The sequence below is a fragment of the Pseudomonas sp. 09C 129 genome (assembly GCF_002843625.1).
Taxonomy (GTDB): Bacteria; Pseudomonadota; Gammaproteobacteria; order Pseudomonadales; family Pseudomonadaceae; genus Aquipseudomonas; species Aquipseudomonas chlororaphis.
On record NZ_CP025261.1, the window covers coordinates 3974786 to 3987337 of the forward strand.

Annotated in this window: 12 protein-coding genes; 8 read left to right on the forward strand and 4 right to left on the reverse strand. The window is 66.3% G+C overall.

All coding sequences use genetic code 11. The annotated features are described in order from the left end of the window. Nucleotides 1-163 precede the first annotated feature (163 nt). Nucleotides 164-1687 (forward strand): sensor domain-containing diguanylate cyclase, encoded by a 1524-nt coding sequence (locus CXQ81_RS17945; RefSeq protein ID WP_101338043.1) that lies wholly within the window; start codon nucleotides 164-166, stop codon nucleotides 1685-1687. Nucleotides 1688-1724: 37 nt separating this feature from the next. On the opposite strand, the gene CXQ81_RS17950 is transcribed toward CXQ81_RS17945, so the two are convergent. Further along, nucleotides 1725-2615 carry a LysR family transcriptional regulator gene (locus CXQ81_RS17950; RefSeq protein ID WP_101338044.1) on the reverse strand — a complete coding sequence of 297 codons (891 nt, stop codon included), beginning with the start codon at nucleotides 2613-2615 and terminating at the stop codon, nucleotides 1725-1727. A 101-nt stretch (nucleotides 2616-2716) separates the two neighbouring features. Between CXQ81_RS17950 and CXQ81_RS17955 the strand changes: the two genes are divergently transcribed. Further along, a complete protein-coding gene (locus CXQ81_RS17955; protein ID WP_101338045.1) occupies nucleotides 2717-4108 on the forward strand; it encodes an aldehyde dehydrogenase family protein in 1392 nt (463 codons plus the stop codon). A gap of 48 nt (nucleotides 4109-4156) precedes the next feature. Here the strand turns inward: CXQ81_RS17955 and CXQ81_RS17960 are convergent, their stop codons facing one another. Continuing rightward, the gene (locus CXQ81_RS17960; RefSeq protein ID WP_101338046.1) at nucleotides 4157-4366 is read right to left on the reverse strand and encodes a hypothetical protein; all 210 of its coding nucleotides are present in this window, start codon (nucleotides 4364-4366) and stop codon (nucleotides 4157-4159) included. Nucleotides 4367-4563: 197 nt separating this feature from the next. Here CXQ81_RS17960 and CXQ81_RS17965 point away from each other — a divergent pair, with 197 nt between their 5' ends. Further along, nucleotides 4564-5121 (forward strand): ATP-dependent Clp protease proteolytic subunit, encoded by a 558-nt coding sequence (locus tag CXQ81_RS17965; protein WP_007925475.1) that lies wholly within the window; start codon nucleotides 4564-4566, stop codon nucleotides 5119-5121. Between the two features lie 51 nt (nucleotides 5122-5172). Here the strand turns inward: CXQ81_RS17965 and CXQ81_RS17970 are convergent, their stop codons facing one another. After that, complete coding sequence (locus CXQ81_RS17970) at nucleotides 5173-5403, reverse strand: hypothetical protein (protein ID WP_101338047.1); 231 nt, start codon at nucleotides 5401-5403, stop codon at nucleotides 5173-5175. A 310-nt stretch (nucleotides 5404-5713) separates the two neighbouring features. Here CXQ81_RS17970 and CXQ81_RS17980 point away from each other — a divergent pair, with 310 nt between their 5' ends. Then, nucleotides 5714-7081, forward strand: a complete 1368-nt coding sequence (locus CXQ81_RS17980) for a sodium:proton antiporter (protein ID WP_101338049.1) — start codon at nucleotides 5714-5716, stop codon at nucleotides 7079-7081. Between the two features lie 54 nt (nucleotides 7082-7135). Here CXQ81_RS17980 and CXQ81_RS17985 read toward each other — a convergent pair whose 3' ends face one another. Further along, the gene (locus tag CXQ81_RS17985; protein ID WP_101339434.1) at nucleotides 7136-9082 is read right to left on the reverse strand and encodes a PAS domain-containing sensor histidine kinase; all 1947 of its coding nucleotides are present in this window, start codon (nucleotides 9080-9082) and stop codon (nucleotides 7136-7138) included. A 360-nt stretch (nucleotides 9083-9442) separates the two neighbouring features. Between CXQ81_RS17985 and CXQ81_RS31235 the strand changes: the two genes are divergently transcribed. The 4 genes from CXQ81_RS31235 to CXQ81_RS18000 all read left to right on the forward strand — a co-directional run bounded on the left by CXQ81_RS31235 (nucleotide 9443) and on the right by CXQ81_RS18000 (nucleotide 12413). Continuing rightward, complete coding sequence (locus CXQ81_RS31235; RefSeq protein WP_371860833.1) at nucleotides 9443-9598, forward strand: general stress protein; 156 nt, start codon at nucleotides 9443-9445, stop codon at nucleotides 9596-9598. Nucleotides 9599-9755: 157 nt separating this feature from the next. After that, the gene (locus CXQ81_RS17990; RefSeq protein WP_101338050.1) at nucleotides 9756-10214 is read left to right on the forward strand and encodes a metallophosphoesterase family protein; all 459 of its coding nucleotides are present in this window, start codon (nucleotides 9756-9758) and stop codon (nucleotides 10212-10214) included. A 236-nt stretch (nucleotides 10215-10450) separates the two neighbouring features. Then, nucleotides 10451-11986, forward strand: coding sequence for an FAD-dependent oxidoreductase (locus tag CXQ81_RS17995; RefSeq protein WP_101338051.1), 1536 nt, complete (start codon nucleotides 10451-10453; stop codon nucleotides 11984-11986). Nucleotides 11987-12188: 202 nt separating this feature from the next. Further along, nucleotides 12189-12413 (forward strand): hypothetical protein, encoded by a 225-nt coding sequence (locus CXQ81_RS18000; protein ID WP_007925467.1) that lies wholly within the window; start codon nucleotides 12189-12191, stop codon nucleotides 12411-12413. Nucleotides 12414-12552: the final 139 nt, after the last annotated feature.

Genomic DNA, 12552 nt, shown 5'->3' on the forward strand with positions numbered 1-12552 from the left:
CCCCTGCAGGGCGCACTGCCGGCGAGCGCCCTGTTTTTTATCTTGCGGTGGGAAGCCCTGAGCTATCGTGGCTAAGGCCCTGGCAACTTTTTCAACGAGCCGCAGCTGTCATCGAGGAGCCCGACGACAGCCCTGTTTCACTCCCGGCAAGACAAGGAACACCATGGACGGAAAACCCGACATCAGCCCCGAAGATATTGCCCTGGAGTCGAAACGACTTCCCGCACTGGCGGTCACCATCGCCTTCCTGATGGTGGTCGCGGTGTCGATTCTCAGCATCTATGGCATCCAGGTCATCAACAGCAAGGCCCATGAACTGGCGCAAGCCCGGCTGATCTCCGGCAACCTGGCCCTGTCCATGGCACAACAGGCGACCGATACCTTCGACGAAGCCAACCTGATCCTCGAAGAGTTGATCGAGCGCCTCGACGACCTGTCGCCCCAGGCCCTGGAAAAAACCCAGAAGCTGCTGAAAAAGCGCGTGTTCACCACCGAACAGTTGCACGGCCTGTTCTTCTATGACCGGGAAGGCAACTGGGTGCTCACCTCGTTCGACTACAAGCCGCCAAAGGCGAACAACTCGGACCGCGACTACTTCAAGTTCCACCGCGAGAATGCAACCCTGTCCCCCAGGGTCGGCGCGGCCCTGCGCAGCAAGACCACGGGCGACTGGGTGATCCCCTTCTCGCGCCGGGTCAACGACGCCCAGGGCAACTTCAAGGGCGTGGTGCTGGCGACCATCAAGATGGAGTACTTCGACACCTTCTTCGATCGTTTCAGCATCGACGACAAGGGCGCGATCTTTCTCGCCCTGCCCCAGGGCACGATCATCGCCAGGCGGCCATTCGACGAGAAGCTCATCGGTGCGTCCCTGGCCCGGGGCGAAATCTTCTCCGTGCACATACCCCGTGCCCCCGCCGACACGGTCATGGTCAAGTCGATCATCGACGGCGTCGACCGCCTGTTCGGCTATCGGGTGCTGTACAAGTACCCGCTGGTGGTGGCGGCGGCCAATTCCCAGGAGTCCATTCTCAGCAACTGGCGCGCCGATACCTATCAGCTGACCGCGATGATCGCCGTGGTGCTGCTCGTCAATCTGCTGGTCGGCATCCTGTTGTTCAAACAGGTGCGCAAGGGCCTGCGGGTGGAAAGCCATTTGAAGAAAGCCCGCTCGGTGCTGGAGACCCTGGTGTTGCAGGACGGCCTGACCGGCCTGGCCAACCGCCGGCACCTGGAGCGCAACCTGGAACTGGAGTGGCTGCGGGCGGCCCGGCAGCGCTCGTCGATCAGCCTGATCATGCTCGATATCGACCACTTCAAGAGCTTCAACGACCGCTATGGCCATGTGGCGGGCGACCATTGCATCTGCGCCGTCAGCCGGGCCATCAGCCAGTGCGTGCGGCGCCCCTCGGACCTGGCGGTGCGCTATGGCGGCGAAGAGTTCGCGGTGCTGCTGCCGGACACCGAGCCTGGCGGCGCCTACGTGCTGGCCGAAAGCATCCGCCTGGCGGTACAGGAACTGGCGATCGAGCATGTCGACAACCCCGGCGGCGTCGTGACCATCAGCCTCGGCGTCTACAGCTGCGTGCCCGCCACGCCCGAGTTCAAGACCCTCTTGATGCAGGCCGACTCGGCGCTGTACATGGCCAAGCGCGCGGGGCGCAACCAGACCGTACCAACCTCGTGAGGAGCTGCAAGCTCTAAGCTGCAAGCTCTTCTAAGCTCTAAGCTTGCCGCTCGTAGCTTGTAGCTTGCGGCTGCGTCTCCTCCAGCAAGCGCACGAAGTGGGTCAGGCTGCGCGATACCGTGCCGCGGCGCCAGATCAGCCAGGTCTGCAGGAAACGGAACGGCTGCGCCAGCTGCCAGATGCTCACCGTGCCGCAGCCCGGCATGCTTTCGAGCATGCTGCGCGGCATCAGCGCCAGGCCGGCGCCGGCACTGACGCAAGCCAGCATGCCGTGGTAGGACTCCATTTCGTGGATCTTGCCGGGCACCGCGCCATCCTCGCTGAACCAGCGCTCGAAGTGATGGCGGTAGGAGCAGTTGGCGCGAAAGGCGTAGATGCTCTCGCCGTTGACGTCGCGCCCGCGGGTGATGGGCGCATGCCCCAGCGGCGCGATGATGAGCATTTCCTCGTCGAACACCGGCACGCCTTCCAGGCTCGGGTGCAGCACCGGGCCATCGACGAAGGCCGCGGTCAGGCGCCCGGACAGCACGCCATCGATCATGGTCCCGGAGGGGCCGGTGGACAGGTCCAGCTCGACTTTGACGTGCTTCTGGTTGTAGGCCGCCAGCAAGGCCGGAATTCGCACCGCCGCCGTGCTCTCCAGGGAGCCGAGGGAGAACGGGCCCTGAGGCTCTTCGCCGGCGACCGTCAGCCGCGCTTCCTGCACCAGGTCGAGAATCCGCCGGGCGTAGTCGAGGAAACTCCAGCCGGCCGGCGACAGGCGCAGGCGGCTTTTCTCGCGGATAAACAGCTCCACCCCCAAATCCTGCTCCAGTTGCTTGATCCGCGTGGTCAGGTTGGATGGCACCCGATGGATGAGTTGCGCCGCGGCGCTGATGCTGCCCTGCTCGGCCACCGCCTTGAAGATTTCCAGCTGCACCAGGTCCATCTCATTCTCCAAACGTGAAAGATAGGCTCTTTATTATTCAGTTTTCATAAGCCCTGTACCAGCCTAACCTGCGGCCATTCCCCAGCCCACAGGACGCTGCCATGACCCCGGTTTCCAGCCAGACCCACGCCCTTTCGATCAACCCCACCACCGGCGAGCAGATCGCCCACTACCCCTATGAATCCGCCGAGGCGCTGGACGCCGTCCTCGCCCGCGCCGCCTTGGCCGCCGCCCAGTGGCGCCGCAGCAGCCTGGAACAGCGCTCGGTCCTGTTGCTGGCCCTGGCCAAGGCCCTGCGCGACAACGGCGAAACCCTGGCCCGGAGCATCACCCTGGAAATGGGCAAGCCGATGACCCAGGCCCGCGGCGAGATCGAAAAATGCGCCCAGCTCTGCGAGTGGTACGCCGCCGAAGGCCCGGCGATGCTCGCCCCCGAGCCGGCCCCGGTGCCGAGCGGCAAGGCGCGCATCGAGTACCGGCCGCTGGGCCCGATCCTTGCGGTGATGCCGTGGAACTTCCCGATCTGGCAGGTGCTGCGCGGCGCGGTACCGGCGCTGATCGCCGGCAATACCTACGTGCTCAAGCATGCGCCGAACGTCATGGGTAGCGCCTACCTGCTGCTGGAAGCCTTCCAGCGCGCCGGTTTCCCGCAGGGCGTGTTCGAGGTGATCAACGTCACCGCGGACGGCGTCTCCCGGGCGATTGCCGATCCGCGGATCGCCGCCGTGACCCTGACCGGCAGCGTGCGCGCCGGCATCGCCATCGGCGCCCAGGCCGGCGCGGCCCTGAAGAAGTGCGTGCTGGAACTCGGCGGTTCCGACCCCTTTATCGTGCTCAACGACGCCGACCTGGACGCCGCCGTGCAGGCCGCGGTCATCGGCCGCTACCAGAACACCGGGCAAGTCTGCGCCGCCGCCAAGCGCCTGATCGTCGAGCAAGGGGTGGTCGAGGCCTTCACCGAGAAGTTCGTCGCCGCCACTCGCCAGTTGGTAGTCGGCGATCCGCTGGCTGACGCCACCTACATCGGCCCCATGGCGCGCTTCGACCTGCGCGACGAACTGGACGAACAAGTGCAGGCCACCCTGGACGAGGGCGCGACCCTGCTGCTGGGTGGCGCCAAGGCCGAGGGCCCGGGCAACTTCTACCTGCCGACGGTGCTGGCCGGCGTCACCGACCGGATGACCTCGTTCAAGCAGGAACTGTTCGGCCCCGTGGCCTCGATCATCAGTGCCCGGGATGCCCGGCACGCCCTGGAACTGGCCAACGACAGCGAATTCGGCCTGGCCTCGACTATTTACACCCGGGATGTCGCCCTGGCCGAACGCCTGACCGCCGAGCTGGAAACCGGCGGCGTGTTCATCAACGGCTATTGCGCCAGCGATCCACGGGTGACCTTCGGCGGCGTGAAGAAAAGCGGCTTCGGCCGTGAGCTGTCGCACTTCGGCGTCCGCGAGTTCTGCAACGCACAGACGGTATGGCTGGACCGCAACTGATCCCCCACCCCCGATCTCCTGTTCCTTCAGCCACCCGTCGTGTCACGGTCAGCGGCGGTCATCGGACAGTGGCGTCGGTTCGTTCGGTGCCGGCAGATCGGGGATCATTGGCCGCTCCCTGTCATCGTCACGCCGCTTATCGCGTTCGGCATCATCGTTGACGTTGGGATCGATCACCGGGTCGTGCCGGCGAACCGGTTGCAGAGGGTCGGGTTCAGGAGTGCGGGGCTCGCTGGGGTCATGCATCGACTGGGACATGGTGCACCTCACGGCAGGCCCGGTGAATCCGGGCCCTACTCCGTTAGGCACCGGGCCGGGCCAGGGGGTGCAGGGCAATGGATGAGCGGTCGCCCGGCCCTCCTGGCCAGACACCTGCTCAGCGAAACTTTCGCCGCCACCCGGGCTCAATCGTAGAGCCAGGTCACGCACCGTGGCCCGCACCGGGAGGCCGTCCGATGACCGAGCACATCGTGCATTTTCACTGCCAGATCGACCAGGGCACCACCGAGCGCTTTCGCGACAGTTGCCTGGAAGCCATCGAACAAGGCGCCACCTCGCTGCTGCTGAATCTTTCCACCACCGGCGGCAGCACCAACTTCGGCTTCACCCTCTACACCTTTCTCAAATCGCTGCCGGTGCCGCTGTGCGCGATCAACGCCGGCAACATCGAGTCGATGGGCATCATCATGTTTCTCGCCGCCAACCGGCGCATCACCGCGCCGCATTCGCGCTTTCTGATCCACCCGATGAACTGGTACTTCAGCCAGAGCTCGGTGGATCATCAGCGCCTGCGCGAATACCTCTCCAGCCTGGACAACGACCTGGCGCGCTACGTGAAAATCTACGAGCTGGAAACCGCCGACGCGGCGACCCAGCTGGACATCTTCAAATGCCTGTCGGCCGAGGAAAAGGTCATCGCCGCCCATGAGTCGCTGGCCTACGGCATCGCCCACGAGGTGCGCCAGGTGGTCTTCGCCGACGACGTCAGGCACTGGAAAGTCTCGGGCGGCTGACCCTGTTGCCCCGGGCGCCAAGGCCGCCCCGTCGCGGCGCGAGCCACGGTCTCAACCGTTTTTTTCGTTGTCCTGTTCCGGGGTTTGGTTGCCAGGTTCAGTAGCGCCCGGTTCGGGCTCGGGGCGATTGGCCGGGCCCTTGGCGGGCTTTTTCTCATCCGCGGCCGCGGCCCGCCCGGGGTAGCCAGGCAACCCGTGGGCGTCCTGCGGTTCCAGCGGTTCGGGGGCGCGCGTGCGATCGTTCTGCGGATCGTTGCGCGGATCAACGGGCTGGCGAGTCATAAGCACCTCTGTATCGGTCCGGGCGGCATTGCCTGTTCTTGTTCGATGCCGAACCGCGCCCCGGGTGCGAAGCACTGGACGAATGGCCATGGCGCCTGCCGTACGGCTGCGCGGTGGAACGTCCGGGCCTGGCGGGCGTCTTCAGCTTGAGGGCCCGCCGCTTCGAGCTGGCGAGCGCTCCTGCCTTGTACGTCCGCGTTCATGAGGATCTGTCCATGCCTGTCGCCCCCAGCCCGCTCATGATCGCCGCCGCGCTGGCCGGGCCCGCCAACGCCCAAGGCAGCCTCGCTGCGCGCGACCCGAGGCCGGCATGACCTTCATTGCCTGGGTCGCGGTCCTGGGCGCGGTGCTGCTGATCCTCGCGCTGACCTCCTCCTACCTGCGCTGGATGCCCGTGACCACCTCGGTGGTCTGCCTGGCGCTGGGGATCGCCATCGGCCCCGCCGGCCTCGGCCTGCTGCAACTGGACATCCACCAGGCCGCGGGCTGGATGGAACACCTGACCGAAGTGGCGGTGCTGTTCTCGCTGTTCGTCAGCGGCCTCAAGCTCAGGTTGCCGCTCAACAGCCGCAGCTGGCGCATCGCTTTCGGCCTGGCCGGGCCGGTGATGCTGCTGTCGATCGCCGGGGTCGGTCTGCTGCTGCACTACGGTTTGCACATGCCCTGGGGGCCGGCGCTGCTGATCGGCGCGATCCTCGCCCCGACCGACCCGGTGCTGGCGACCCTGGTCCAGGTCAGCGACGCCCAGGACTACGACCGGGTGCGCTTCGGCCTGTCCGGCGAGGCCGGGCTGAACGACGGCGTAGCGTTTCCCTTCGTGATCCTCGGCCTGCTGCTGACCCGCCAGGGCGACGACCCCGGCGCCTGGCTCGGCGACTGGGTGGTGTTCAGCCTGCTCTGGGCGGTACCCGCGGGGCTGCTCAGCGGCTACTGGATGGGCCGCGGCCTCGGCCACCTGACCCTGCACCTGCGCATCAAACATGCCGACAGCACGGTCTCGCCGAACGACTACCTGACCTTCGCCCTGATCGCCCTGGCCTACGTGGTGGCGGAACTGATCCACGGCTACGGTTTTCTCGCGGTGTTCGCCGCCGCCCTGGGGTTGCGCCAGGCCGAGGTGCATTCCAGCGACCATGCCCGGGCGCCGGCCGAACACCTGGTGCAACCGGTGGTCGGCCACCAGCATGTCGATCCGGCGCAGGCGGTGCATGGCGACGTCGAGGCCCTGCAGGAGAGCCAGGTCGCGGCGGGCATCATGCTCGGCGACATGCTGGCCTTCGGCGGCCTGGTGGAACGGGCCATGGAAGTGTTCCTGGTGACCCTGCTCGGCGTGGTGCTGGTCGCCCATTGGGAGTGGCATGCGCTGACCGTCGGCGCCCTGCTGTTCCTGCTGATCCGCCCGCTCAGCGTCTTGCTGATCCCCTGGGGCCGCCTGCTCGATGGCCGCCAGCGCCTGCTGCTCGGCTGGTTCGGCATCCGCGGCATCGGTAGCCTCTATTACCTGTTCTATGCCCTCAACCACGGCCTCGACCCGGCGCTGGCCGACGCCAGCAGCAACCTCACCCTGTCGGTGGTGGCCTTGAGCATCCTGGCCCACGGCCTGAGCACCCAACCGATGCTCGCCCGCTACGAACGCAATAAGAAACGCCGGCGCCATCCCGACCGGGCAAGGGGATAAGCCAGCAGAATGCAGGGCGCCTGGAGATTGTCGGCGCCCGGCGAGCTCAACCGGTCAGCGGCACGTCCTGAGGCTGGACGGCGTTTGTCTCACCGCCTGCGCCAGCGCCTCGATCAACTGCAACTGGGTGTAGGGCTTGGGCACCCGCGGCAAGGCCGCGGCCAGCCCCTCCAGGCGCTGGGCGTAACCGCTGGCGAGAATGATCGGCAGGTCCGGGCGCAGCTCGCGCACAGCGCTCGCCAGTTGCCCGCCGTCCATCACCGGCATCGCCAGGTCGGTGATCATCAGGTCGATCGCCGGGTATTCGGCGAAACGTTGCAGCGCCTGGGCGCCGGACATCGCGCAGAGCACCTGGTGCCCGAGGTCTTCGAGCAGCAGTGTGGTACTGGTCAGCACCAGGCTGTCGTCGTCGACCACCAGCACGCACAAAGGCTGCTGCTGCGAGTCCGGAGCCGGCAAACGAGGCGGGACGACGGGGGTCGCCTGGCTCGCCAGGGGCAACCACAACTCGGCGGTGGTGCCCTGCCCCTTGAGGCTCTTGAGGATCAGCCGCCCCCCCAGTTGCTCGGCCAGGCCATGCACCATCGACAAGCCAAGACCCGTGCCCTTGCCCACGCCCTTGGTGGTGAAAAACGGATCGGCGGCCAGGGCCAGGGTCTGCTCGTCCATGCCTTCGCCGCTGTCGATCACGCACAGGCGCACATAACGCTCATGGAGCAGGTTGACGCCGGCGGCCTGGCCGCTGTCGCACAGATCGGCCTTGAACACGAGGGTGCCGCCGCCCGGCATCGCATCGCGGGCATTGGTCGCCAGGTTGAGCACTGCCAACTCCAGCTGGTTGACGTCGGCGAGCACCGTCGGCAGGGATTCGGGCAGCTCGGTGAGGATGGTCACCTGGGGCCCCAGCGAGCTGCCGAGCAAGCCTCTGAGGTTGGTCATCAGTTGCGTCAGGGCCACGGGCTCGGTCTTGAGTTCCTGGCGCCGGGCAAAGGCCAGCATGCGCTGGGTCAGCGACACCCCACGCTCGGCGCCGACCACCGCATTGTCCAGCAGGCGCGAGAGTTTCGGGTCGTCGCCGATGCGTTTGCGCGCCAGCTCCAGGTTGCCCAGGATCACCGTCAGCAGGTTGTTGAAGTCATGGGCGATGCCGCCGCTGAGCTGACCGATGGCTTGCAGTTTCTGCGCCTGGAACAGCGCCTCGCGGGCACTTTCCAGGGCCTTCTGCGCCTCGACCGTCTCGCTGATATCGCGGGTGACCTTGGCGAACCCCAACAGCTCACCGGCATCGCCACGGATCGGATCGATGATCACATGGGCGAGGAACTGCGTACCGTCCTTGCGTACCCGCCAGCCCTGCTTCTCGAAACGGCCCTCGCGGGTGGCGATTTCCAGGGCCCGCTGGGGCACGCCGTCGAGGCGATCCTGCTCGGTGTAGAAGCGCGAGAAATGCTCGCCGATGATTTCCTGCGGCAGGTAGCCCTTGATCCGCTGCGCGCCGAGGTTCCAGCTGCTGACCCGACCGTCGGGGTCGAGCATATAGATGGCGTAGTCGGTGACGCTCTGCACCAGCAGGCGAAACTGCTGCTCGCTCTGCTTGAGGGTTTCTTCGGCGATCTTGCGCTCGGTCAGGTCGCGGGTGATCTTGGCGAAACCCAGCAACTGCCCGCTGGGGTCGCGGATCGGGTCGATCACCACATGGCACCAGAAACGCGTACCGTCCTTGCGCACCCGCCAACCCTCGCCTTCGAAACGCCCCTCGGTGAGCGCGGTGTGCAACGCGCGTTCCGGCAACCCGGCCTGGCGGTCTTCGGGGGTGTAGAAACAGGAAAAGTGCGCGCCGAGGATTTCCGCTTCCTGGTAGCCCTTGAACCGCCTGGCGCCGGCATTCCAGCTGGTGACGATGCCCTGGGGATCGATCATGTAGATCGCGTAGTCGACCACCGCTTCGACCAGCAAGCGAAAACGGTCCTCGTCCAGAACTCTGCGCGGCTGATCAGCCATATCGGTCTCCGCCAGGCTATTTTTATGCATTCTTGCGCATGGGCCAGTAGGGTCGGTTGTCTGGCCATCGGCGCGCGGCCAACGCAAGTGCGGCCAGCCAGTCGGCAAATGCCACGCGTCGTTCAGTCAGACCGCTAGGCCCCCGGTCCTCCAATTGAACATACAACTGGATCCCGCAGGCCCTATAAACCGACTTCATGTTGGACAACTGCCCGCGGGCAATCGATCCCCCGCCACTCGTCGTCCCGCAAGAAACTTTTTCAAACTTTCGTTTGCAGTTTTGTTTCCCAATCTTGCGAGGTGTCAAATCGCTCACTATCGAGGATTGAAAAAATGGCTACCAGCGGAAAAAACCCACTCATGGGCAACAAGGACACTCAAAAACCCTCCCCGACCGGCAAGAAATCCGGCGGCCAGGGCTCGGGGGGCAACATCCCCGCCGATCGGCAAAAAACCCCTGACGCAGGCAAGAAAGGCGGCACCCAAGGCTCCGGCGGCGGTACCCGCAAAGCCTGATCCACAACGCCGGAGTGTCGTCCCTGACGCACTCCGGCTTTTTTTGCCCGGACCGCCCATGCCACCGGCCTGCCCGCGCCGGTTATCGTCGAGCGCGACCGGCTATGCTTGCACCACGGCGAAACCACATTAGACAGCCTTCGATGAAAAGCGACGCATGAAAATAGGCCTGATCTCCGACACCCACGGTTTGCTCCGTCCCGGCGCGCTGGCGGCGCTGCAGGGCTGCGCGCACATCCTGCATGCCGGTGATATCGGCGACCCGCAGATGCTCGCCACCCTCGGACACCTGGCGCCGGTGACCGCGGTATTCGGCAATGTCGATCAGCCCCATGATTGGGCCCGGGCATTGCCCCATCACGTCACCGTGCGGCTCGATGGCGTCGACCTGCTGCTCTGCCATGTCCTGGCCGAGGTGCCGAAGCCTCTGCCGCCGGGCGTGCGGGTGGTGGTCAGCGGCCACTCCCACCGGCCGCGGCTGTTCTGGCAGGACGATGTGCTCTACATCAACCCGGGCAGCGCCGGGCCAAGGCGTTTCAAGCTGCCGGTCAGCCTGGGGTATCTGACCCTCGAGGCCGGCCGGGTCGAAGGCCAGCTGATCGAACTGACGATCTAGCGCCCCGGCGCCTGCCGGTTCGAGCATGACCGGCTATCGGAGCATGCCCATCGGCCGGGCTTTGCAGGGTCCACACTTAATCCAGCGAATGGCGGCGTTCATGACGAAAGCCGCGCGAAGCCACTTGGCCGGGCCGCGTTGCGCCCTCGAGCAGAAGATTCCGTACCCGGCCCCGCGCTCCCGAGAAGGTGGCGCGCAAGGATGGCCGAGGGCGCGCAATGCGCAGGAGAAAAGCGATGACCTTTTATGTCGTGGCCCGTCTCGACCAGTTGCCCGAAGACCGCGGCACCCGGGTCCAGGTCGGCGCCGAAGCCGTGCTGCTGGTTCGCACGGGCGATCAGGTCCGGGCCTACCAGGCCGATTGCCCCCACGCCGGGGCGCCGCTGGAACAGGGCGCGGTGTATCAGGGGCGACTGATCTGCCCCTGGCACAAGGGCGTCTTTGCCTGCGCCAGCGGGCAAGTCTGCGAGCCACCTCCGCTGGCGAGCCTCAAGCGCTACAAAGTCGACATCCGCCATGACAACCGGGTCTGGGTTGCCGACCAGCCCATGGCTGAACCCGCCCCACCACGGCAGGCCGACTCGCGCCGCCTGCTGGTGATCGGCGCCGGCGCCGCCGGGGCCGCCGCGGTGGCTACCCTGCGAGCCAAAGGCTTCGGCAGGAACCTGACCTGGATCGACAAGGAGGCGCGGCCCGCCTATGACCGCACCGCCCTGAGCAAATACGTGCTGGCCGGCGAAATGCCGCCGGCGGAGGTTCCGCCCCTGCTCGAGCCGGAGTTCTATCGCAAGGCCGATCTACAGGTGCTGCAGACCGAGGTCCTGCGCCTGGACCCACGTCGGCGGCAGATCCTGTTGGCCAACGGCCAACGCCTGGACTACGACGCCGCGCTCCTGGCCACCGGCGCCGAGCCGCGCCTGCCGGCCATCGAAGGCGCCGACCTGCCGGGGGTGTTCATGCTGCGCTCGCGGGAGGATGCCGCGCGCCTGCTGGAACAGGCCCTCCCCGGTAAACGCGTGGCGATCGTCGGCGACAGCTTTATCGGCCTGGAAGCCGCCTCGGCCCTGCGCAAACGCGGGCTGATGGTGCACCTGATCGGTCGCCACCCGGTACCGCTGCAACGCCAGTTGGGCGAACGCATCGGCAGCGCCATACGGGCCCTGCACGAACGACACGGGGTGATCTACCACGCCGGTTGCGAAGCCCGGGCCCTGGTCGGCGAGGGCCAGGTGCAACAGGTGGTCCTCGACAACGACCAGCGCATCGCCGTCGACCTGGTGCTGTTCGGCATCGGCGTCAGCCCTGCCACGGCCTTCGTCGAAGGCCTCGACCGGGCCGAGGACGGTTCGCTCAAAGCCGACGCCAGCCTGGCGGTGGCCGATGGTCTGTGGGCGGCCGGCGACCTCGTGAGTTTCCCTTGCGACGGCCGCTCGCAACGCATCGAACACTGGCGCGTGGCCCAGCAGCAAGGCCAGCTCGCGGCGTGCAACATGCTCGGCGAGCAGCTGAGTTTCAGCGTGGTGCCGTTCTTCTGGACCTACTTCTACGACCAGACCTTCGAGGTGCTCGGCCACGCCCGCCGCTGGAACCAGATCGCCTTCGAGGGCGAGCCGGAGCAGTACCGCTTTATCGCCCTGCTGTGCTTCAACGAACAGGTGGAGTCGGTGGTCGCCTGCGAATACCCGCGGGCCATGGCCCTGTTGTCGCAGCGCATGCAGCGGCCGCTGTCGCGCAGCGAGGCCCTGGAGCTGATCCATGGCACGCCGGAATAGCCTTGACCCGCGCCCATCCGCGCGCTGCCGACAACCACTCGGCAGCGCCATGGAACCCCGGGTAAAAGGCGATTCTCCATATTCAGGCAAGGTCTCGATATCTCGGCCAGCGGCCGAGGCACCCGGTGCAAGGTGAATACCCATGGGCTCAGGTGTCTTGCCGTGGCCGGCCCTATGCAGGATTAAGGAGGACGATGCATCCATGAGCAGGACAGAACGAATCAACCGCGAGCTGGCGAACAACGCCCGGCTGTTTGCCGAAGCCGACCGCCTGGATGTCCAGGCCTATGAGCTGCTTAACACCGACCATGTCGACGACGACCGCCTGGCCCTGTTCAGCAGCGCCAAGCAGCGGGCCAACGAAAAGTACCTGGAAGCGCGCAACGACTGGCTGCGCATCAAGCAGTTGATGGACGGCACCGACTGAAGCCCCCGCGCCGGCGGGAAGATCCGGGATGCTGGGTTTGCGGTCGCTGCGTCGGAATGCCGCCCAAACCGAGCGCAGCCTCGCAGGCTCGGCAGCGGCTACAGGAACCACGTTGCCTGTGTAGCCGCTGCCGCAGGCT

Coding starts and splice junctions, on each gene's coding strand:
- CXQ81_RS17970 (WP_101338047.1), bottom strand. CDS start 5,403: ATGACTCGCCAGCCCGTTGATCCGCGCAACGATCCGCAGAACGATCGC.
- CXQ81_RS17985 (WP_101339434.1), bottom strand. CDS start 9,082: ATGGCTGATCAGCCGCGCAGAGTTCTGGACGAGGACCGTTTTCGCTTG.
- CXQ81_RS17950 (WP_101338044.1), bottom strand. CDS start 2,615: ATGGACCTGGTGCAGCTGGAAATCTTCAAGGCGGTGGCCGAGCAGGGC.
- CXQ81_RS17955 (WP_101338045.1), top strand. CDS start 2,717: ATGACCCCGGTTTCCAGCCAGACCCACGCCCTTTCGATCAACCCCACC.
- CXQ81_RS31235 (WP_371860833.1), top strand. CDS start 9,443: ATGGGCAACAAGGACACTCAAAAACCCTCCCCGACCGGCAAGAAATCC.
- CXQ81_RS17945 (WP_101338043.1), top strand. CDS start 164: ATGGACGGAAAACCCGACATCAGCCCCGAAGATATTGCCCTGGAGTCG.
- CXQ81_RS17965 (WP_007925475.1), top strand. CDS start 4,564: ATGACCGAGCACATCGTGCATTTTCACTGCCAGATCGACCAGGGCACC.
- CXQ81_RS18000 (WP_007925467.1), top strand. CDS start 12,189: ATGAGCAGGACAGAACGAATCAACCGCGAGCTGGCGAACAACGCCCGG.
- CXQ81_RS17995 (WP_101338051.1), top strand. CDS start 10,451: ATGACCTTTTATGTCGTGGCCCGTCTCGACCAGTTGCCCGAAGACCGC.
- CXQ81_RS17960 (WP_101338046.1), bottom strand. CDS start 4,366: ATGTCCCAGTCGATGCATGACCCCAGCGAGCCCCGCACTCCTGAACCC.
- CXQ81_RS17990 (WP_101338050.1), top strand. CDS start 9,756: ATGAAAATAGGCCTGATCTCCGACACCCACGGTTTGCTCCGTCCCGGC.
- CXQ81_RS17980 (WP_101338049.1), top strand. CDS start 5,714: ATGACCTTCATTGCCTGGGTCGCGGTCCTGGGCGCGGTGCTGCTGATC.